The organism is Pseudomonas sp. VE 267-6A, assembly GCF_024126555.1.
GTDB classification, from domain to species: Bacteria; Pseudomonadota; Gammaproteobacteria; order Pseudomonadales; family Pseudomonadaceae; genus Aquipseudomonas; species Aquipseudomonas palmensis.
The window spans coordinates 309,522-330,770 of record NZ_JAMYBY010000002.1; the positions used below are offsets into that span (position 1 = coordinate 309,522).

The following is a 21,249-nucleotide window of genomic DNA, read 5'->3' on the forward strand; positions in this document are numbered from 1 at the left end:
TACAGGGTTTTGTGGTGTGCATTCGGCTACGGCGGTGTCTGCATTCGCTGGCAAGGCCAGTGCCTACAAGGTTATGCGGCGCCTGTAGAGCCCCCACACCTCCTGAAATTGGCAACGCTGCAGGAGCATTTTGGATGGACAAGGATTCGATTGCACCCGCCACAAACGCGGTCAAAACCATCGGCGTCGGCACCTTCGGCGAAGGCGAAGCAGCCTCCAACGCCGACCGGCTGTTCCGCGTGCAACCCGGCCACAATGCGCAGTTCGCGCTGGAGCAAGCCGCCGCGCTGATGAGCTGCGTGTACAAGCTCACCCTGCAGGCCGGCACCCAGCAGGACACCTCGCTGATCTGGGCCGCGCACTGCCTCAGCGGCATGTCAAAAGCCCTGGTCGAGGACGTGGCTCACGCCATGCTCACCGACTAGCCACCCCGCACAGCAGCGGGCGAAGGGCGCCGATGCTGCCCCTCGGCCGCTGCAAGGCCGTCACCGATCACCCGCACCCGGGCCATCACCACCTGCGGCTGCTGCATCACCGCAAAGTGCCCGCCCTCGATCATGCGCAGGCTGAAACCACCCTCGGTCACGCGCTGCCAACAACCCAGCGATTCAAAGCGCACCTGCTCGTCACCCATACCGCCAAACGCATCCACCGGGATGTCCAGGCCGCGCACATGCGTGTGGCGATACCCCAGAATCAACTCCAGGTCGGCCTGCAGTATCGGCACCGCCAGGTCCATCATCGCCTGGTTCGCCAGCACCTCCCGTGGCGTGCCGGCAAGGTTCGCCAGGTAATCGCGCAAGGCCTGGTCATTGAGTGCTGGCAGGCCAGCGCACACGGGCAGCCAGTCCGGGCTCTGGCGAGAAGACACCAGCAGGTGCACGGGCTTGCGCACCCCCTGCGCCAGCAACACCCGCGCAGTCTCGTAGGCGAGCAGGGCGCCCAGGCTGTGCCCGAACAGCACCAGCGGCTTGTCGGGCAACGCCTGGCACTGCTCGGCAAACGCCGCGGCCACCTCCGTTACCGAGCGGGCGAACGGCTCGCGCAAGCGTCGGCTGCGCCCCGGCAGTTCCACGGCGTACAACTCGCACACCCCAGCCGCCGCCTGCTTCCACTCAAAGAAGCTCTGCGCGCTGCCGCCCGCGCAGTGAAAGCAGACCAGGCTGACCGGCGCTTCGGCGTCTGCCAGCCACTGCACCAACGGCTCAGCGGGTCTCATCGAACAGGTCCAGCTCGCTCGCCAAGTACAGCTGGCGCATCTTCGCGCGCTGGATCTTGCCGCTGGTGGTCTTGTGCATGCTGGTGGGCTGCACGAACACGATGCGGTTGAGGGTGATGCCGTGCTGGTCCACCACTGCGCTGCGTACCACCGCCTTGAGCTGACGCGGGTTGTCCTGCAGCCAGCGCTTGATCTCGCGGTTCAGTTCGATGGCCGCCACCAGGGTCTGGCGCTGCTGCTCGTTGTCGTGGCTGAACACCGCGCAACTCTGCGGGCGCACCTCGTCCAGGGCTTCGATCACGGTGTACTCGATGTCTTCGGGGTGCAGGTTGCGGCCCTCGCAGATGATCAGGTCCTTGAGCCGGCCACACACGTACAGCTGGCGGTCGTCGGGGCCGACAAAACCCAGGTCGCCGGTGCGCAGGTAATCCAGGGGGCTGCCATCGTCGATCCGCGCTTTGAAACCCGCCTCGGTCGCAGCCGGGTTCTGCCAATAGCCCTGTGCAATGCTCGCCCCGCGTAGCCAGATTTCGCCGATGTGCCCAGGCGTGCAGCGCTGTCGGCTGGCCGGGTCGACGATTGCGATTTCCACCTCCCACGAAGGCTCGCCACACCCCACCAGCTCCTGCGGTGCCCCCGCATCCACGGGCACCACCACCGAGCATACCGGCCGCCCCTGCGGCCCACCGCTCACGAACAGCGTTGCCTCCGCCAGCCCATAGCACGGCACAAACGCGCTGGCCCTGAAGCCATGCTCCGCATACTGCTGCGCAAAGCGCGCAAGGCTTGCCGGGCGAACCACATCGGCGCCGTTGAGGGCGTGGGTCCAGTGGGACAGGTCCAGGCCCTGCAGGCGTTCGGCGTCGTAACGCTCCACCGCCAGGTTGTAGGCAAAGTTCGGCCCCCCGGCCAACCGCGCCTTGTACCGCGCAATGGCCTGCAACCAGATCAGCGGCTGACGCACGAAGGTCGCCGGCGCCATGATCACCGTGTGGTTGCCCAACACGATGGGCAGCAGCTGCCCGAGTATCAGGCCCATGTCATGGTGGTGCGGCTGCCAGGTGACGAAGTCGCTGGTGTGGTCCAGCGCCCAGCTGTCGCGCATCATGCGCAGGTTGGCAGTGATGTTGGCGTGGCTCACCCTCACGCCCTTGGGCGCCGAGGTGGAGCCGGAGGTGTACTGCAAGAAGGCGACGCGCTGTGGGTCACGCTCCGCAGGCCGGGCGAACGCCAACGGTGCGTCGCAATCGTCGGTAGGGCTCAGCATCGCCAGCGCCGCCGCCGGGGTGCCGGCAAATGCCTGCTGCAGCATTGCCTGTTCGCTTGCGGCCACCAGCAGCAGGCGGCTGCCGCTGTCATGCAGAATGCTCAGGCAACGCTCCACCCGGCGCCGGTTCGGCAGGTTGACGGGGACGGCGATGCGGTCGGCAATCAGGCAGGCCAGAAAGCTTGCGATAAAGTCCAGGCCCTGCGGGAAGAACAGCGCCACGCGATCACCCGGCTCACTCACGGCCTGCAACTGGCGGGCGATGGCGTTGGCCCGCCCCAGCAACTGCTGGTAGCTGACCTGCTGCTGTTCTTCCCCCTGGTCGTCGAGCAGGGTGAACAGCACCTTGTGCGGGTGCACCCAGGCGCGCAGCGCCAGGCTATCGTGTACCGCCAGCAGGCCGGTTGCACTGGCCAGTTCCTGTGGGGTCAGGCAGCTCTTGTCAAACATGCGCGGCCTCCCCACGGGCGGCAATCGCCGCGATGGCGAGGGCCAATTCGGCGATGGTCGGGTGCTCGAACACCAGGGTCGGCGACAGGCGCAAGCCAAACTGCTGCTCCAGGCTGCCGATCAGTTTCATGCCCGCCAGCGAGCCGAGCCCGAACGCACCCAGGGGCGTATCCAGGTCGATGTCTTCGGGCGGCAGGTCCATTTCACAGCAGATGAATTCGCTGATGCGCGTTTGCAGCGTCTCGACCAGGGTCATGGCGTTGTCCTTGAAGGGCAGAGGGGAGGGCAGAGCAGGTTGAGCAATTGCTCCGTGGGCATGGGAATGGGCAGCTCGGGCCGGCAGCGCTGGCGCCAGTGATTGAACAGCCACAGCGAGGCATCGCCCGGCTGTTGCCATTGGTTGAGGCCGGCGAGCATGTGGGCCTGCAGTGCGCGGCGTGCGCAGGTGGCTTGGGTCGCGGGGTTGGCAGCGTCGCCAAGGCGGTCGCGCAGCGCGGCCTGGTCGCCGCCGCTGTCGCTGAGGTAGAAGGCCTGCAACGCCTCGGCCTGTTCGTTGCGCAACCTGTCGAGCACATAGCCGGGCGTGCGGCTGGCGAACTCGGGGTAGCGCCAGTCCGTCAACGGGCGATGCTCGGCCTGTGTCATGCCGGCAAGCTGTTGCTGACGCTCGACGGGCAGGCCGGCCTCGCTGCCCAGCAGAAACACGCTGCCGCACACCACGAAATCCACCCCCATATCGAACATCGCCTGGGCGCTGGCAGGGCTGCCGATCAGGCCGCTGGCGCCGATCTTCGGCCCGCAAGGCTTGCGCCGGGCCAGCGCTGCCAGCAGCAGGGGCAGATGTGTATCGGCAGCAATCACCAGTGCATCGGCGTCAGCCTCCAGCTCATCGATGCACTCGACCCGCACCTGCCAACGCACCCCAGGGCAGCGCTCACGCAGCGGCTGCCAGTGGGCCGGCACCTCGATGCAGGCCAGTGTCTGGTCCGCCAGCCAATCAATCAGTGCCGGATCTGCGCGGCCATGCAGGCGGATACCGAAACGGCCGCCCACCTGCGGCTCGGCACTCAGGCGCAGCACACGGGCCTTCAACTGTTTTTGGTCCAGGCCGTGACTGTCGATCAGCCCCATGGCCCCGTGGCGTGCCAGTTCGCTCAGCAGCGCGGGGGCGTCAGGCGCAATCACCAGCACAGGGCGCGCAGGGGCATTCGACCGCTCAACGGCAGGCTGCTCACGAATAGCCTTGAGCATCCCGCCCAGAATCGCAGGCTGGCCGATCTCGATAAAATCCTCGACGCCCTCGGCCAGCATCCGCTCGACCACCTGCTGCCATTGCACCGGGTGGGTCAGGTGTGTGGACAGTGCCTCCACCAGCCCGTCGCGGGTATGCGGGCGCGCGTGCACGTTGGCGATCACCGGGAATGCCGGTTCGCGAAACGCTCCGCTCATGCGTTGCAGAAAGTCCCGAAACGGTTGCTCCACAGCGGCCATGTGCGCGGTATGAAAGGGCCCGCTCACCTTCAGCGCAATGGCCCGAATCCCCCGCGCTGTGCAGTGCTCCAGCAACTGTTCAAGGGCTGCCAGCGTGCCCCCTACGATGATCTGTGTGGGGCTGTTGATATTGGCGATGGCCAGGCCTGCATCCGGCCGTTCGTCCAGCAGTGCCTGCACCCGCTGTCGATCGTGGCCCAGCACCGCCACCAGCCCGCCGCCCTGCACCTGGGCCATCAACCGCGCCCGCTCGATGACGATGCGCAGGCCCAGGCTGAAGTCCAGCGCGCCGGCAGCGGTCAGCGCCGCGTACTCACCCACGCTGTGCCCGGCCGCAACGCTGGCAACGGCGCCATCCTCACGTGCCGCCAGGTAGCCAAGCCACGACACCACATAGATGGCCGGCTGGGTGAAGGTGGTGAGGTTCAACTGCTGCTCGGGGTCTTCCAGGCACAGACGCTCGATCGAGTAACCCAGTACCGCATCGGCTTCGGCCACCAGCGCCGGAAAACGCGCGAACAACGCCGCGCCCATGCCCTTGCGCTGGCTGCCCTGGCCCTGGAACAACCACGCCTTCATGCGCTCACCTGCTGGCGCACAAGGTCGAAGGCGCGCATCTGCATGCCCTCCAGGCGCAGTGCGCAGCGGCCATCGGCCGTGCACAGGGCCACATCGAAGGTCATGCCCTGGCGCTCGACACTCAGCTGCCGCGCGTCTCGCAACGCCTGGGGATCAAGCGTCAGCGTGCGAACGCGATAGGGCAGGCTGGTGCCCGCCGCCGTGCTCAGGTGGGTCAACAGCGCAGCCCACAGCCGGTAGCCGTCCAGGCCCTGAGGCAGTGTCGCCTGCACACCCTCTGCCGTGACGGGCAACGCCTGCAATACCGGCGCGGCAGCAACCGCAGCCGCGGTCTCGACCTGCAGCAGCACCTGCCCGTTCACACTCACCTGCCAATGCCGTGGGGCGCGGGTAAAGTGCAGCGTGTCGCTTGCCGCAAGGGCAACCGGCGGGCCAAAACACACATCGTGCCAGTGCAGCACGCTGCTTGGCTGGGCCACATGGCCCACCAGGGCGGCCAGCGCCATGCATGAACCCGGCAGCGCCGCGCCAGGCGCCCAGCAGTCGAGCCACGCCTGTGCCGGCGTGGCCGGCGCAGGTGCTGCGACGGCTGCGCTGTACCACACCCGCTCCAGCCGCCAAGGGTAGGCCGGCAAGGGATACTTGTGTGGCCGCGGTTCGTCGCCATACAGCGTGGCCCAGCCCGGGCTCGGCACTTTGCCGGCCACCCAATGCGCAGCCCATTGCTCGAGCAGTGCACGGTCGGCCCGGCCACTGCCTGCCTCCGGCGCCGGTTTGGCGGTCAGCTCATCAGCGCTGTGCCACCGGGTATCCGAGGGGCAATCAGACGACCCCAGATACGCCCGCAGCTGTTCGAACAACGCCTCGCGACTATCGACCACCACCGCCAGCCGCCGCACCATCGCATCGCGCCCCTCCTGCAGGCTGCGGGCGATGGCCGCAAGGCTGGCCGACAGGTCGCCCGGCAACGCATTCAAGCTCTCCAGCCGTGCCGCCTCTTCAGGCTGCACCGCCGCTTCGCCCACCAGCCGCTCAACCACCTCTTCAAGGCTTACCGCACCGCGCCATGCATCGATGGGTACGTCCAGTTGCAGGGCGTCCAGCGCCTGCTCCAGGCAACCTACAAAATCCTCGGCGTCCATCTTCAGCTCGGCAAGCCGGGTGGCCACACCGTTGCCTGGCATCAGCCCCAGCAGGTCGCGCAGACGTTCGTCCAGCGCCTGGCGCAGCGCGCCGCCGGCATCGGGCAAGGGCTCGCCAAAGGCCGCCAGCAACTGCCGCGCACGGGCGCGCAGGCCGTCTTCATCCTTGGCCGACAGCAGCACCAGATACGCCTGGCCGTCGGGCACGCCAGGGCTGTCGCTCCCCCTGTCGGCAGCCTTGAGCACCACATGCGCATTCACCCCGCCAAACCCGAACGCACTCACCCCGGCCAGCAGCGGTGCATCCTGTTCGCCCATGGAATGCGTGGCATCGGGCAGATAGAACGGGCTGCCCGCCAGCTCGATCTGCGGGTTGAGCGCGTCATGGTGCAGGTTGCCCACCACCTGGCGATGCTGCAGGCACAGCAGGCTCTTGATCACCGAGGCAATCCCGGCCGCGGCTTCCAGGTGGCCGATCTGGCTCTTGAGCGCGCCCAGTGCGATGGGCGTGCCGGCCTCGGTCATGGGCAGGGCGTTCTTCAGCGCGTTGATTTCAATCGGGTCACCCAGCGGCGTGCCGGTGCCGTGGGTCTCGATCATCCGCGCCTGGCTGGGGCAATGGCCGCTCTGCTGCCAGGCCCGGGTGATCACCTCGGTCTGCGCCTTGGGGTTGGGCGCGGTAAAACTGTGGGCACGGCCGCCGTGGTTCTGCGCGCTGGCGCACACCTGGCCGTAGATGAAGTCGCCATTGGCCTGGGCTGCCGCCAGCGGCGCAAGCACCAGCGCGGCCACCCCTTCGCCGCGCACATAGCCGTCGGCACTGGCGGCGAAGGTCTGGCAATGTCCGGCATGGCTGAGCATGCCGGCCTTGCCGAAGGCGATGAACAGCTCCGGCCCCAGCAGCAGGTTGACCCCGCCCACGATCGCCAGCTCGCATTCACCGTCCTGCAGTGCCTGCCGGGCACGGTGCAGTGCCACCAGCGAGCTGGAGCAGGCGGTGTCGATGGCCTCGCTGGGGCCGTGCAGGTCCAGGCAGTACGACACCCGGTTGGCGATGGCTGTCAGCGCAATGCCGGTGCCGCGCCAGGCATCACTGGGCACGCCGTCGCGGCGCATCAGCGTGGGGTAGTCGGCATGGCCCACGCCCACGAACACCCCCACCCGCCGTTTGGCCAGCTGGCCCGGCGCGTAGCCGGCATCTTCCAGCGCCGCCCAGGCCGCCTGCAAGAACAGCCGTTGCTGCGGGTCCATGCCTTGCGCTTCGCGGGGCAGAATGCCGAAGAAGCGCCCGTCGAAGCGGTCGACCCAGGGCATGAAGCCGCCGCGCTGGCAGTAGGTGGTCTCTTCCCCGGGGTTCAGCGTGCTGTCGTGGTCGCGCCAGTTCCAGCGCTCGGCCGGCACCTGGCCGACTGCATCGCGGCCTTCGCGCAACAGCTGCCAGAACGCGCGCAGGTCTGGCGCCCCCGGCAGGCGAGCGCTCATGCCGACCACGGCGACCGGCGTCACGACGGGCATGAGACCGGCTCCCGCTCTTGGACGTGGTGTGCGGCGCTGCTGGCGTCATAGGTGTGGGCGATGCTCAGCAACGGGCTCTGGCGATTGCCGGCCTGGGCCCGCTCGCGACCCTGGCGCAGCTCCTTGGCCAGGTAGTGCAGGTAGGTGGGGCCGTGCATCTCGTAGTTGTTGCGTGGGGTGGCCAGGAACTCGCGCTCGATCACCTTGCGCTCGGCGGCAATGTGCGCGCGCTCGGCCTCGGCCCCGGGGCGCTGGTACGCACCGGCAAAGTAGTCGGCGGCCACCTCGGCCTGGCGCTCCATCATGTCCAGAAAGCCCCAGGTCACGGCCTGGAACACGCCGATGAAGGCAAGGTTCGGCACCTCGGGCAAAAAGATCCGCTGGTACAGCGGAATGCGGTTTTCCTCGATCTGCAACAGGCTCTGGGGCAAGAACGGGAAGTCGGTGTGATAGCCCGTGGCGTAGATCACCGCGTCCACTTCCAGGCTGCTGCCATCCACGAAGTGCACGGTGTTGCCGTCGATGCGCTGCACCTGCGGCACCACCTTGAGCTTGCCGTCGCCCACGCGGTTGGCGAAGTTCTCCGACAGCGTCGGCAGGCTCGACATCATCAGGTGGTCGGGCTTGGGCATGCCCAGTTGCTTGCGCTTGGCGATCAGCAGCTTGTACAGGCCGGTGAACATCAGCCCGGTCAGCGGGTAGGGCAGAAGCTTCTTCACCCACCAGTCGTTGAGTGGGCCCATCACCTTGTCCACGCGAATGCCGAACAGGTAGTGCGGCAGCACGTACACCCCACGGCGCAGCGACAGGTAGGTCATGCGTGCATCGTGGCTCACGTCCACGGCAATCTGCGCGCCGCTGTTGCCCACGCCCACCACCATCACGGTCTTGTCCTGGTAGGGGTGGCGATAGCGGTAGTGCTTGGAGTGGATGCTGTCGATCCGGGCAGTGGCTGCGTAGTCCGGCAGGTTGGGCGTGTTGTGGTGCCCGTTGGCGACCACCAGCGCGTCGTAGTGGCGTACTTCGCCCGAGCCCAGGGTCACCCGCCAGGTGCCGTCGGCCAGGCGCTCGGTGTGCTGCACCGGGCACTCCAGGTGAATGCTGTCGCGCAGCGCGAAGTGCTCGACGAAGCTGTCCAGGTACGCATGCACCTGGCGGTGCGAGGGGAAGTCCGGGTAATGCGACGGCATGGGGAAGTCGCTGAACTGGTACAGGCCCTTGGGTGTGTTCATGTTCATGCTGTGCCACACCGAGGTGTGCTCGCCCGTGTGGTCGAAGGCCCAGATACCGCCGATGCGGTCGCGCTTGTCGAAGCAGTCGAAGGCGATGTGCTTGCGCTTGAGCGCGCGGGCCATCGACAGGCCGCCGACCCCGGCGCCGACGATGCACACCCTGGGGCCTGGCCCGGTCAGCGGGCGAATGGCGGCCACACCCGGTGCGGCGTGGCTTGGCGAGTTGACGCGAGTGTGCTCAGTCACAGGTTGGGTCCTTTTTTTTTAGGGTGGGTGAGGCTCGACAGAAACTGCGCAGTGCGCGTATCGCCCAGGTGCCGGTTGTGTTCGGCGCAGTCCTGCAGCACGCCGTCCACGCCCCGGGCCAGGGCCCGGCGCAGGTTGGCGACCATCAGGTCGATGCTGTCGCGGTCGATGTTCAGCGGCGGCAGGTAGCGCAGGCAGTGGTTGTGGATCGGGCACACGGCTGCCGCCACCCCGCCTTCGGGGTCGCGCAGCAGGCTGCCCCACAGCAGGTAGCCGAAGCTGCGCTCGACAAACGCCGGGGTGCCGGCCAGCTCCAGCTCCACCGTCAGCAGCAGGCCCTCGGCGCGCACTGCGCGAATCAGCGGGAACGCCCGTTGCAGCTCCAGCAGGCGCTGGTGGAAGTACTCCCCCTGCGTTCTCGCATGGGCCAGCGCACCCTCGCGCTCCAGTGCCTGCAGGCAGTTCAGCGCCAGGTGCGCGCTCAGCTGGCTGATGCCGCGCCCCTGCAGGTCGGCCACGCGCTGCGGTTGTCGCTGGGCGCCCGCGTGGGTCACGGCCTCGCTGCACAGCACCACGCCCATCGGCAGCAGGCTGTCGCACAGCGCGCTGCCCAGTGCCACGATATCCGGCTGCGGCACCTGTGCCTGGCTGTGCAGAAAGCGCCCGGTCATCAGGTTGGTCTGGGTTTCGTCGATGCCCACCAGGTAGCCGCCGGCGTCGCGATGGCGCTCGATCATCGCGATCAGGTGGGGCGGCACCGGGCGCGAGGCATTGGCATCGACCTGGATCGTCTCGAACCACACCAGGGCGATTTCGCCGCTCAGCAGGTGGCCCTGCAACTGCGCCTCGGCGTCTTCGGCCAGCGGGTCGATGAACACGGTATGCGCATGCAGTGGCTCGAACGGCGCGCGGAAGATATCGAAGCCCAGCGTGTGCGAGGCCGCGGCGCTGAGCATCGAGAACCCCAGTCCGCCGCTCAAGCACAGCAGTTTGTGACGCTCGCCCCTGGCCGCCAGCAGGCCGAGGGTCAGCGCGGCCTCCACGGCGGTGACGTTGCTGGAGGCCGGCAGCGCCATCGGCAGGCCGGTGTTGTGCTGCAGCAGGCCTTGCAGCTCGCCCCAGTAGTCGCGCCGGGTGTCGTGCTGGCGTGCGACCTGCTCGATCACATCCAGCGGGTTGAGGCCGCGCGGGCAGGTGCCCACGTTGACGAAGCAGTCGATGATTTCCCGCGAGGGTTCGCCATCGTGCATCAGCCGTGAGCGCACCCCGCGAGCCTCGTGGAAGCGCCCATCGAAGCCGTGCATGCGGGCGATCTTCGCGTACCCGCGGTTGCCGTAGCACAGGTGCGCCTGGTAGGTCGCTTCGCTGCTGCTGGCGATACGGCGCAGTTCGCGTTGCTCATCCACGCTCAGCCCGGCGGCGAACTGCGCCATCAGGTGTTCGAAGGCCAGCTTGAACGGCAGGCCGAAGTTGCTCATCACATGGCGTACATAGCTTTCGTTGGGCGTCATCAGCCACGGGTTCTTCACCCGTTCATGTACCAGGCAGGCGCCCAGCGGCGCCTGGAACCCGCTCAGGCCCTCGCCCAGCACGATCAGGTCGGGGCTTTCGCACAACGCCAGCAACGGCCAGTGCCCGGCCTGCCGGGCAGGCTCCACCACCAGGCTGAGAATGCCGCTGCCGGCCAGCTCGCGCAGCCAGGCATCGCAGGCCTCGGCGTTGGCGTCGGCGGCCTGGATGCAGGCCACCGCCGCCAGTTGCTCGGGCCCATGCTGGCGCTGGTAGGCCAGCGCCTGGGCAAGGCTCGCCACCACCCGGATGCCGGGTACCAGCGCACTGGCATCGGCGCGCTGCAGCGGGTTGAAGTAGCGCGCCCAGTAGCCGCTGTCGTCGATCAGCAGCAGTTCGCCCTGGCCGTCGGGGGCGCAGTTGCGTGCATGGTGGCGGGCCAGGCGCAGGGCCGCATCCAGGGCTTCCTCCAGCGAAGTCATGAAGTAGCTGCGGTAATCGGCAGGCTCGCGCTTGCCGCGCTTGGCCAGGTGATTGAGCAGCAGGGCGGTCTGCGCGGCGGGCGCCGACAGGATCGCGCAGTGGCCCTGTTCGCCCTGGCGCACGTAGTCTTCCAGCGTTTGCAGGGTGTGCGCGGTGGCCGGCTGAAACACCGGGGGCACGGGGCGCCGGGCCGGGTCTTCGGGGGTTGGCAGGTTGTGCAGGAACTCCAGCAGCAACTGGTTGTAGCGTTGGTGATGGGTAAAGCCCAGCAGGTGCCCGGCGCCCTGCACCTCGATCAGTTCGGCATGCGGCACGGCGTTGGCGATCAGCGCCGAATAGGCCGGCGGCTGATAGGCATCGTCGCTGGCGCAGATGATCCTGCACGGGCAGTGCAGGTTGCCCAACTGCGGGCGCAGGTCGAAGTCGCCGATCACCTGCTGGTAGGCCGGCAGCGCTGCCATGTTCCAGCCGCGGTTGAGGGTCATGAAGCGCGGGCTTTTCTGCAGCTCGCCCATCAGTACCGGGAAGTTCGACGCGCCTTCGCTGAACGGCGAACTGACGCTGATGCACAGCCCTGCGCAGCGGTGCGGGTGGGCCAGGGCAAAGGCCTGGGCCAGCACGCCGCCGAACGAATAGCCGATCACCGGCAGCGGCTGGTCGATACCCAGCTGATCCAGCAGCACCACGATATCGGCCACCAGGTGCGCAATGTCGAACGCGGGCGGCAGCTCGGCCTCGCCGCAGCCGGGCAGGTGCAGCATGATCAACCGGTGCCCGCGCCCCAGCGCCTGCAGTTGCAGGCGCCACATCACGTCGTACTGCATCACCAGCCCGCCCAGCATCAGCACCGGCGTGCCGCTGCCATAGGTCGCGCATTCCAGGCGCGGCGCGCCGGGTCGGTGGATCTGCACCCGCGTGGCCTGCTGGCACAGGCTGAACTGTTCGTCGAGCAGGGCCTGGCTGGGCTCGTACTCGTTGCTCACTCGCGTGCCCTGGACCACCGCCGGGGCAGCGGGGGCGAGGTGCTCATAGCGTTGCCACAGCGCCTCGATGCTCAAGGGGCCTTGCGTAGCGGGTGTGGCCACTGCGCCGGCAGCCACGGGCGCAACCACCTGCGCCATCGGTGGCGCCGCAGCCACAACCGGTGCGGGGGCGGGCAAGGGCGCACTGTCGCCGTAATGCTCGAGCAACTGCCCGTGATGGTTGGCCAGCAGGTAGCCGCAGAAGCTCTGCAGGTTCTGGAACTCGAAGAACACCGTCGGTGGCACGCTGATGCCGAAGCGCTGGGTGAACAGCGTGCCGATTTCGGTGGAGGCGATGGAGTCCAGGCCATAGTCCATCAATGCACGCGTGGGCGAAAAGTCCGCCGGGTCGATCTTCAGCACGCCCAGCAGCAGATCGCGCAGGTCCTCCAGCAGGCGCTGCTCCAGCGGCGGCGCGGCGCCGGCATCCAGGCTGTCGAGCAGCAGCAGCGCCTGGCGCGCACTCAGCGCGCCGGCATCCGGGTCGCCCGTCAGGGGCAGGTGGGTCGGTTGGTTCATGGTCGGTTCCCCGGCGTGTCGTCGATGGTCAGGCGCTACGCGCCAAGGGTGGCGAGGGCTGCAGCCGCGCGGTCAGAAAGTTCACGGCCCGGATGAACTTCCACAGGTCCACTTCGTGGGCGTGGCGCTGGGTCTGCATGAAGCGCTGCTGGCCCAGGTCGAGCAGCTGCGGCTGACGCTTGATCTGCTGCACGGTGTGCCAGGCCGGGCTGCGCAAGGCACGGGCCTGCAGGTAGGCGGCCACGAAGCGCCCGGTCATGTTGGCCAGGTTGCCGATGCCCGACGGCGTGTTGAGGTAGCCGACGAACACCAGGTCGTCGTGCTCGGCCGGCAGCATGCGCAAAAACAGCGAGTCGAAATCGCGCTGCCAGTCGAAGGTCTGCAGCGGCAGAAACGGCAGGTCGATGCCGTAGCCGGTGGCCCATACGATCAGGTCGATGGTGGCTACGCTGGCGTCGCAAAAGTGCACCTGCTGGCCGTCGAAATGGCTGATGTCGGGCTTGGCCTGCACATCGCCATGGCCGATGTAGTAGAGAATCTGCGAGTTGAGAATGGGGTGGCATTCGCGAATGCCGTGGTCCGGTGCGGGCAGGCCATAGTCGCGCCCGTCGTAGCCGGCGAACTTGAAGCTGCGCTCCACGTGCGCCCAGTATTCGTCCTCGTCGGCAAATTTCGGCGCCTGGTCCATCAGCCATTCCTGGGTCGGCTGGCCATCGATGAACTTGGGCATGTAGTGGTAGCCGCGCCGGGTCGAGTGCAGCGCCAGGCTGGCGGTTTGCGCGGCGTCCACGGCAATGTCGCAACCGGAGTTGCCGCCACCCACCACCAGCACGCGCTTGCCGCGAAACTGTGCCGAGCTGCGGTACGCGCTGGCATGCAGGGTCTGCCCGCTGAAGGTGCCGGGGTACTGCGGCACCTTGGGCGTGCCGAGCAGGCCGTTGCATACCACCACCGCCTCGTAGCGGGCCTGGCGCCCGTCGTCGAAGCTCAGCAGCCAGCCGTCGGCGGTCTTGTCCATGTGGGTGACGCGGGTGTTGAAGCGGGTGTGCTGCTGCAGCTGGCAATGCTCGGCCAGTTGCGTCAGGTAGTCGAACACCTGGGTGTGCCGCGGGTAGTCCGGGTAGTGCTCGGGCATCGGGAAGTCGGCGAACTGGGTGTTGCGCTTGGAGCTGATCAGGTGCACCGCTTCATACATTTTCGAGGCCGGGCCGTCGGGCTGCCAGTTGCCTCCGAAACGCGCGGTGGCCTCGATGATCTCGAAGGCCAGGCCCACTTCGCCGAGGGCCTTTGCCACGCCCAGGCCACTGGCCCCGGCGCCGATGATGGCGATAGTCGGCTGCTGCATTGCATCACTCCCTTGAAGGTGGAAACAGGCGAATTCAGAGCATCGAACGCAGCAGGTCGCGGGCCTGTTGCTGGCTGATTTCCCGGCGGGCCAGGCGGTCGAGAATGTCTTGTGGCGTCACCGCGGGCGCAGCGTGCGGTGGCGCCGGCAGCGGTGGGCTGCTCACCGTGGGCGGCGTACTGATCCAGTAGCGACGACGCAAGAATTCATAGCCGGGCAGCGGCACCTTTCGCCACGCCTGGGTCGCCGCTGGCGGCGTCGCGGGCAGGTGCGCATCGAGCCAGGTGCGGGCCAGCGCCGCACACTCGGGCGCAGGGGCCGGGCCACTGAGCAGCACCCGTGCTTCGTCGCCCGGCGGGCTCATCAACCATTCGCTCAACTGCCGGCGCAGCGCGTCGAAGTCGTCGGCCACCACGGCCAACCGTGCTTGCTCGAACGCCTGGCGCCCGTGCAGCAGGGTGCTGGCGACGTCCCGCGTGGTGAAGCAGCGCAGGCCCAGGTAGTGCTCGGGGTGCTGCGGTGCCAGGGCGTGTTCATGCTCCAGGCAGTCGACAAAGCGCTGCAGGTAGCTGCGCAGTTGCCCGGCGCTGTGTGCGCTGAATACAAAGGCCTGGGGGCCGGTGGGCGCGGGTGGCGCTTGCAGCGGGGCGTCCTCGATCAGCACATGGGCATTGGCGCCGCCGGCCCCGAACGAACTGATGGCGGCCACCCGTGGCAGGCCATCTGCAGGGTCCGGCCAGTCGGCCAGGCGCTGCTGCACCACGAAGGGCGTGTTGCTGAAATCGATGTTCGGGTTCAGCGGCTGGGCATGGATGGACGGCGCCAGTTGCCGGTGCTTGAACTGCAGCAGCACCTTGGTCAACGCGGCCATGCCGGCGGCCGATTCCAGGTGGCCGATATTGGCCTTGATCGAGCCGATGGGGCAGCGCCACTCGCTGGGTACCTGGGCGGCCAGGGCCTTGCCCAGGCCACGGATCTCGATCGGGTCGCCCAGGCTGGTGCCGGTGCCGTGGGCCTCGATATAGCCCAGCCTGGCGGCGGGCAGGCCCGAGCGCTGCAGGGCGCGGCCGATCACCTGGGCCTGCGATTCGGCGTTGGGCACGGTATAGCCCGAGGTGCGCCCGCCATGGTTGAGCTCGCTGCCACGGATCACCCCGTACACGTGGTCGCCGTCGCGCAGGGCCTGGGCCAGCGGCTTGAGCAGCACCACGCCCACGCCTTCACCCGGCACGTAGCCGTCGCCGCCGGCGCCGAAGCTGCGGCACTGGCCCTGGGTGGAGGCGAAGTTCAGCTCGCACAGCATGCGGTACTTGTACGGGTGCAGCGACAGGTTCACCCCGCCGGCCAGGGCCAGCTCGCAACTGCCGCTGCGAATCAGGTCGCAGGCCAGGTGCAGGCTGGTGAGCGACGACGAACACATGCTGTCGACGGCGAACGAGGGGCCTTCCAGGTCCAGGCAGAACGACACGCGGTTGGCGATCGAGGCATACGAGGAGTTGGTCAGGGTCGCCGGCCGCGCGGGCCAGCTCGACGCACCATAGAACTGGTACTCGCCGTACATCACCCCCGCGACCACCCCCACGCGGCGTCGCTCCACGCCCGGCTGGCGCGGCCCGCACAGGCTCTGCGGGGTGTAGCCGGCGTCTTCCACGGCATGCCAGGCGGTTTGCAGAAACAGGCGCTCCTGCGGGTCCATGCGCTCGGCGTCGCGCGGCGAGATGCCGAAGAACAGCGGGTCGAAGCAGTCGAAATCATCCACCAGGCCGCCCCAGCGCGCATACAGCTGGTCGTCGCCGCCCGGTTGCTCCCAGCGCGAGGTCACTTCGCTGATCAGGTCATCGCCGGCCGCCAGGTGCTGCCACAGCGCCTGGGCATCGCGTGCGCCGGGGTAGCGCCCGGCCAGGCCGATGATCGCGATGTCCTGGCGTTGGGTGTCGGCAGTGCCCTGCGTGACCACCGACAGCGCGGGTGCTGGCGGCTCGACCACCACGGGGGCCGGTGCCAGCCGGGCGACTTCGGCCGGGTGCTCGTTGCCGAGCAGGGCGGCCAGCTCGCGCAGGCTGCGCACTTCGAACAGCACGGTCTTCGACAGGGTGGGGAAGTGCTGTTCAAGCCGGCCGTTGAGTTCCATCACCAGGATCGAGTCCAGGCCGAATACCTCCAGCGAGGTGTCGGGGTCGACCTTGTCCAGCGGCGTGGCCGTCACCTCGGCCAGTTGACGGGTGAGGTAGTCGAGCAGGCAGGGCGCGTCGCTGGCCGCCTGCGGCGCGACCTGCACGGGCGGGGCAGGCGGCGCCTCGATGCCGAACAACCGTGCAACCGCGTCGCGCTTGCCGCACACCGGGATCAACACCGCTTGCGCCAAGGCGAGGCAGCGCAGGAACGTGGCCACCCCCTGATCGCTCGGCAACAGGGCCAGGCCATGGCGAGCCAGCCATTGGCGCACCGGCGCCGGGGCCTGCATGCCGTTGTCGGTCTGCCACAGTGGCCAGGCAATCGACAGCGAGCGGCCCTGGCGCTGGCCGCTGGCACAGCGCTGCTGGCGGGCCTGCACGAAGCGGTCGAGCCAGGCGTTGGCCAGCGCGTAGGCGCTCTGCCCGACATTGCCGTACACCCCGGCCAGCGACGAGCACACCATGAACAGTTTCAGCGGGTCATCGGCGGTGGCTGCATCCAGATGGCGGGCGGCCAGGGTCTTGCCCTGGAGTACGCTGGCGCGCTCCTGGGCAGGTTGCCGCAGGAAGAACCCGTCCTGCAGAACCCCGGCACAGTGAATCACCCCGTGGCAGGCGCCATAGCGCTGGCGAATGCTGGCCAGGGCAGCGTGCAACGAGTCGGCATCGGCGCAGTCGGCCTGCCAGTAGGCGGCATCGTCGGCGCCCAGGTGCGTGAGGCGCTGCAGCCATCGGGCAGCGTCTGCATCGAGGGCGCGACGGCCCAGCACGGCCAGGCGCAGGCCGCCGAGGCTCGCCAGCGCTTCACTCAGTACACGGCCGACGGCCCCCAGCCCGCCGCTGATCACTAGCACATCGCCGGCGCTCAGTTGCGTCGGCGCTGTGCCGGCACCCGGGGTGACAAAGCGCAGGCTCGCCACGCGGCGTTGCCCTTCGCACAGCGATACCCGGTTGACACCGTGCTGCGCAGCCGCAAGCAGTTCGTGCGCCAGCGCTTCACGCTCTGCGCTGCCGGGCTGGTGGCTGGTTTCGATCAGGCTGGCGCTCAGGCTGGGGATCTCCTGCACCACCGAGCGCAGCAGCCCTTCAAGGGCACTGACAGGGCCGGGGTGCAGCACGATCCGGGTATGCAGCGCGGGGGTGCTCTGGCCCTGGCACAGGTGGCGCAGCAGGTCTGCGGTGGCCAGGGCGGCGTCCAGCCCTTCGCCCAGGCCGGCGTCCTGGCTGCCGGTGCTGCGCAGGTCGATCAGCAGGCGTGCGGGTACCTGCTGCTGGCTGGTCAGCAGGCGCAGCAACAGGTCGATGTGGCGCGCATCGCCCAGGTCGGCCTCGACGGTGCGTGGTGAGGTGTAGTGGAACTGCTGCGCGGGTACCAGTCGCCAGGCGGCGTCACGCAGTTGCGCGGGTAACTGGGCGAAGGCTTGCGGGTCGTCGCACAGCAGCAGTGTGGTGGGCATCGGCCCGGGCACGGCCGGGGCGGCGGGCTGGTGCTGCCAGTAGGGTTCGAGCAGATGCACGGCATGCTCGGGGTCGACGCGGTACTCGCGAAAGGCAAAGGCCTCGATGTCCATCAGCACCTGGCCGTCTGCATCGAACACCCGGAAGTCGTACAGGCGCATCTGGCTGCCCTGGGCAGCACGCGGGCGCACGTGCACGAAGCAGCGCTCGGTCAAGGGCCGGTAGCCATGCAGGGCCTGGCAGGCGTAGGGCACGAAGGTGGTGTCGATCTGTGCATTGCCCTGGGCGGCGGTGACGAAGGCGCTTTGCAGCACCGCATCGAGCAATGCCGGGTCCAGCGTGCTCAGCGGTTCGCCCTGGCGCTGCTCGGGGCGCCAGTGCAGTTCGGTCAGCGCCTGTTGCTCGCCCAGCCACGCGCCGGCAATGCAGCGCAGGGTGGGGCCGTAGGCGATGCCCAGGCGCTCGAGGGTGGGGTACAGCGCGTCGAGGGCCAGCGGCCGGGTGCACTCGCTGCGCACCTGCGCCAGGCTTGGCAGGCTGTCGGCGGGCACCTGCACGGCGCGGCACTCGCCACGAAAGCTCGGGGTGGGGTCACTGGCCGGCAGCGGCTGGAACGCCAGGCGCACACCGTCGTGGGTGCGCTCGCTGCGGCATTCGATGCTGCGCTGCTGGCCGGGCTCGACGCGGATCGGGCTGGCCCAGGTCAGCTTGTGCAGGGTCAGCGGCAGGTCCAGGCCGTGGCGGCGCGCCTGGTTGCAGCACAAGTCGATGTAGGCGGCGGCGGGCAGCACCGGCTGGCCCTGCACCACATGGTCGCGCAGAAAGAACTGGCCGGCATCCAGGTGCAGCTGGGTGCTGGCGTGGGGCGCGGCCGACTCCACACGCGGCACCCAGTAGCGGTCCCTGGAAAAGGGGTAGAGCGGCGCGGCCAGTGGGCTGGGCGGCTGCGGCCAGAAGCGGCCCCAGCGGGCGAGCGTGCCGTCTACCCAGGCCGCTGCCAGTTCATCGGGGGCGCTGGCGCTCAGCTCGCGCGTTGGTGTGCCGGGCAGCAGCCGACCCTGATAGCCCCCCGGCATCGATTGCACGAAGCGCTCCAGGCCAGCCTGCAACTGCGTCAAGTCGGCAGCTACCAGCGCGAAGCGATGGTCGAACGCCGGGCGGCAGCATTGCAGGGTGTAGGCGAGCTGGTTGGCCGATGCGTCGGGGTGGCGTTGCAACCAGGCCAGCAGGGCGGCGGCCTGTTCTTGCACTTGCGCTTGGCTGCGCGCCGACAGCGGGTACACCGCCGGGCCCGTGCTGGCGCTCGACGGTGTGGGTTCGGGGGCCTGTTCGACAATCACATGGGCATTGGCGCCGCCAGCGCCGAACGAGCTGATGCCGGCGCGGCGCGGGCCGTTGTCGCTGGTCCAATCGCGCGTGTCACGCACGATCTGCAGGTGGCTGTGCTCGAGCCCGGCGTCGGGGTTCAGCACCCTGGCATGCAGCGACGGCGCCAGGCGCCGGTGCTGCAACTGGAGCACCACCTTGCTCAGCCCGGCCATGCCGGCGGCCGCTTCCAGGTGGCCGAAATTGGCCTTGATCGAGCCGACATGGCAGGTCGCCGAGTGTTGCCCGCCCAGTGCCTGCCTGAGCCCTTGCAACTCGATGGGGTCGCCCAGGCGCGTGCCGGTGCCGTGGGCTTCGATGTAGCTGATGCTGGCGGCCGGTACCCTGGCATCGGCCAGCGCCCGCTCGATCAGCGCGGCCTGGGCACCGGCGCTGGGCACGGTGTAGCCGTTGGTGCGCCCGCTGTGGTTGATCGCACTGCCCTTGATCACTGCCAGTATCCGGTCGCCGTCGCGCCGGGCCACCTCCAGCGGCTTGAGCACCACGGCCGCAACCCCTTCACCGGGCACGAAACCGTCCGCCTCGCTGCCGAACGCATGGCAACGTCCGGTGGGGGAGAGCATGTGCTGCTGGCACAACTGCACGTACTTGGCGGGGTGGGTGTAGAGGTTGACCGCACCCACCAGCGCTGCCCGGCACTCGCCCTTGCGCAGGCTGTCGATGGCGCTGTGCAATGCCGTGAGCGATGACGAGCAGGCGGTGTCGATGGCCAGGCTCGGCCCGCACAAGTCCAGGGCGAACGACACCCGGTTGGCCACCGACCACGGCAGGCCACTGGGGATCGCCGGTTGCCCGGCCTGCCACAGGGCAGGGCCGAGCAGGGGGTAGGTGTTGCTGGTGATCCCGACGAACACGCCGACATCCAGCGCACCCTGGGCGCCGCGCAGCAACTGGCTGCGCTCGCCCAGGTGGCCGCTGTCTTCCAGGGCATGCCAGGCGCATTCGAGAAACAGCCGCTCCTGCGGGTCGAGGCAGGCGGCTTCACGCGGGGCGATGGCGAAGAACTGCGCATCGAACCGATCGATATCGGGTAGAAAACCGCCCCATTTGGCATAGCTCAGGCCGCTGCTGCGGGCGTCGGTGCCCGCGGCGAAAAAACCGTCCAGCGGCCAGCGCTCGGCGGGTATCTCGCTCACCGAGTCGACACCCGCCAGCAGGTTGCGCCACAGCGCATCCAGGTCGTCGGCACCGGGAAAGCGGCCATGCAGGCCGACAATGGCGATATCGCCAGCGGGCTCCTCGTTGCACGGCGCCAGGGGGGCAATCGAGGGCCAGGCCTCGACGCCTGCGGCTGGTGGGGGCGGGCTGGGCGGGCGGCCCTGCAGGTAGCTGGCGCTGGCCTGCGGATGCTCGCGCAGCAGGTGCGTGGCAACGTCGCGAATGCAGCGGCAGTCGAACAGCAGGGTCTTGTTCAGGTCGGCGAAGAGGGGCTGGATCAGCTCGTTGAAATTCAGGATGGCCAGCGACGTGAGGCCGATCTCGTGGAAGGGCGCATCGTTGTACAGGGTGTGGGCCTCGACACCGGTCGCCTGCTCCAGCAGTTGACGCACCAGAGCCATCAAGGCGGCGTGCGAACGGGCTTCCTCGGTATCGAGCATCTTCAATTCCTGAATAAAAGTTGGCAGACGACGGGCAGGCACACAGAGGCCGACGCCGCTGCGGCGTCAGCCTTCAAGTGGCTGGGTCAGGTATTAAAGGGTAATGCTGGTGGTGGGGTAGAACAGCATGTTCAATACGAACAGAATCATCCAGAAGCCGATTTCCAGTGTTTCGGTAATAGGCTGAATACGTTTTATCGCGCCATAGACATGCACCACAAACATCAGGGTGAATACCACGAAGAGTATGTCGAAGGCATAACTGAAACTGGTGCCGGTGGTGGCCGAGCGCAACATGGCCACTTCAACCACCAGAATGAACGCGCCCAGGCAGCGGCCGAAATAGATGGCCAGGTGGGTATGTTCCGGGATGGTCCATTGCATCAGGCGCGCCCAGGTGAGTGGCGCAATGAAGATCGGCAGGGCGAAGAACAGCGTGGTCACGATCATCAGGGTGGTGATGTACACACTACTGTATTGCGCATAGTAGCCAAGCATCGGCGAACTCCTTGTTCAATTGTTATTGTTGTTATTCATCGTGGGGTTTTGCTGGGGCAAGCATTGCGAGGGCGGTACTTGTGTGTCAAGCAAGCCGCGGTGGGGGAATACCAAAG

At 68.0% G+C, this 21,249-nt stretch carries 11 protein-coding genes; 1 reads left to right on the plus strand and 10 read right to left on the minus strand.

Going from position 1 to position 21,249, the window contains the following annotated elements; all coding sequences use genetic code 11:
• Positions 1-134: 134 nt before the first annotated feature.
• Complete coding sequence (locus tag NJH59_RS03355) at positions 135-425, plus strand: DUF3077 domain-containing protein (protein WP_253086386.1); 291 nt, start codon at positions 135-137, stop codon at positions 423-425.
• Here NJH59_RS03355 and NJH59_RS03360 read toward each other — a convergent pair.
• The 10 genes from NJH59_RS03360 to NJH59_RS03405 form a co-directional block, all read right to left on the minus strand.
• The gene (locus tag NJH59_RS03360; RefSeq protein ID WP_253086387.1) at positions 422-1,219 is read right to left on the minus strand and encodes an alpha/beta fold hydrolase; all 798 of its coding nucleotides are present in this window, start codon (positions 1,217-1,219) and stop codon (positions 422-424) included. The genes NJH59_RS03355 and NJH59_RS03360 overlap by 4 nt on opposite strands.
• Positions 1,206-2,936 (minus strand): fatty acyl-AMP ligase, encoded by a 1,731-nt coding sequence (locus NJH59_RS03365; RefSeq protein WP_253086388.1) that lies wholly within the window; start codon positions 2,934-2,936, stop codon positions 1,206-1,208. Before NJH59_RS03365 ends, NJH59_RS03360 begins: the two co-directional genes overlap by 14 nt.
• Positions 2,929-3,192, minus strand: coding sequence for an acyl carrier protein (locus tag NJH59_RS03370; protein WP_043860793.1), 264 nt, complete (start codon positions 3,190-3,192; stop codon positions 2,929-2,931). The genes NJH59_RS03365 and NJH59_RS03370 overlap by 8 nt, the downstream gene beginning before the upstream one ends.
• Positions 3,189-5,006: an acyltransferase domain-containing protein gene (locus NJH59_RS03375; RefSeq protein ID WP_253086389.1), complete on the minus strand. Its 1,818-nt coding sequence runs from the start codon at positions 5,004-5,006 to the stop codon at positions 3,189-3,191. The genes NJH59_RS03370 and NJH59_RS03375 overlap by 4 nt, the downstream gene beginning before the upstream one ends.
• Positions 5,003-7,663 (minus strand): beta-ketoacyl synthase N-terminal-like domain-containing protein, encoded by a 2,661-nt coding sequence (locus tag NJH59_RS03380; protein ID WP_253086390.1) that lies wholly within the window; start codon positions 7,661-7,663, stop codon positions 5,003-5,005. Before NJH59_RS03380 ends, NJH59_RS03375 begins: the two co-directional genes overlap by 4 nt.
• Positions 7,651-9,141, minus strand: coding sequence for an NAD(P)-binding domain-containing protein (locus NJH59_RS03385; RefSeq protein ID WP_078481915.1), 1,491 nt, complete (start codon positions 9,139-9,141; stop codon positions 7,651-7,653). Before NJH59_RS03385 ends, NJH59_RS03380 begins: the two co-directional genes overlap by 13 nt.
• Positions 9,138-12,674 carry an alpha/beta fold hydrolase gene (locus tag NJH59_RS03390; protein ID WP_253086391.1) on the minus strand — a complete coding sequence of 1,179 codons (3,537 nt, stop codon included), beginning with the start codon at positions 12,672-12,674 and terminating at the stop codon, positions 9,138-9,140. The genes NJH59_RS03385 and NJH59_RS03390 overlap by 4 nt, the downstream gene beginning before the upstream one ends.
• 28 nt (positions 12,675-12,702) lie before the next feature.
• Complete coding sequence (locus NJH59_RS03395; RefSeq protein ID WP_210015255.1) at positions 12,703-14,019, minus strand: NAD(P)-binding domain-containing protein; 1,317 nt, start codon at positions 14,017-14,019, stop codon at positions 12,703-12,705.
• A gap of 34 nt (positions 14,020-14,053) precedes the next feature.
• Positions 14,054-20,635 (minus strand): SDR family NAD(P)-dependent oxidoreductase, encoded by a 6,582-nt coding sequence (locus NJH59_RS03400; RefSeq protein WP_253086392.1) that lies wholly within the window; start codon positions 20,633-20,635, stop codon positions 14,054-14,056.
• A 93-nt stretch (positions 20,636-20,728) separates the two neighbouring features.
• Entirely contained in the window at positions 20,729-21,133 is a 405-nt protein-coding gene (locus NJH59_RS03405) for a hypothetical protein (RefSeq protein ID WP_043861149.1), read from the minus strand.
• Between the last annotated feature and the right edge of the window lie 116 nt (positions 21,134-21,249).

What these genes read in the sequence shown, in the direction of transcription:
- NJH59_RS03405 (WP_043861149.1), bottom strand. Translation starts at nt 21,133, where the DNA reads ATGCTTGGCTACTATGCGCAATACAGTAGTGTGTACATCACCACCCTG.
- NJH59_RS03375 (WP_253086389.1), bottom strand. Translation starts at nt 5,006, where the DNA reads ATGAAGGCGTGGTTGTTCCAGGGCCAGGGCAGCCAGCGCAAGGGCATG.
- NJH59_RS03365 (WP_253086388.1), bottom strand. Translation starts at nt 2,936, where the DNA reads ATGTTTGACAAGAGCTGCCTGACCCCACAGGAACTGGCCAGTGCAACC.
- NJH59_RS03370 (WP_043860793.1), bottom strand. Translation starts at nt 3,192, where the DNA reads ATGACCCTGGTCGAGACGCTGCAAACGCGCATCAGCGAATTCATCTGC.
- NJH59_RS03390 (WP_253086391.1), bottom strand. Translation starts at nt 12,674, where the DNA reads ATGAACCAACCGACCCACCTGCCCCTGACGGGCGACCCGGATGCCGGC.
- NJH59_RS03400 (WP_253086392.1), bottom strand. Translation starts at nt 20,635, where the DNA reads ATGCTCGATACCGAGGAAGCCCGTTCGCACGCCGCCTTGATGGCTCTG.
- NJH59_RS03355 (WP_253086386.1), top strand. Translation starts at nt 135, where the DNA reads ATGGACAAGGATTCGATTGCACCCGCCACAAACGCGGTCAAAACCATC.
- NJH59_RS03380 (WP_253086390.1), bottom strand. Translation starts at nt 7,663, where the DNA reads ATGCCCGTCGTGACGCCGGTCGCCGTGGTCGGCATGAGCGCTCGCCTG.
- NJH59_RS03360 (WP_253086387.1), bottom strand. Translation starts at nt 1,219, where the DNA reads ATGAGACCCGCTGAGCCGTTGGTGCAGTGGCTGGCAGACGCCGAAGCG.
- NJH59_RS03395 (WP_210015255.1), bottom strand. Translation starts at nt 14,019, where the DNA reads ATGCAGCAGCCGACTATCGCCATCATCGGCGCCGGGGCCAGTGGCCTG.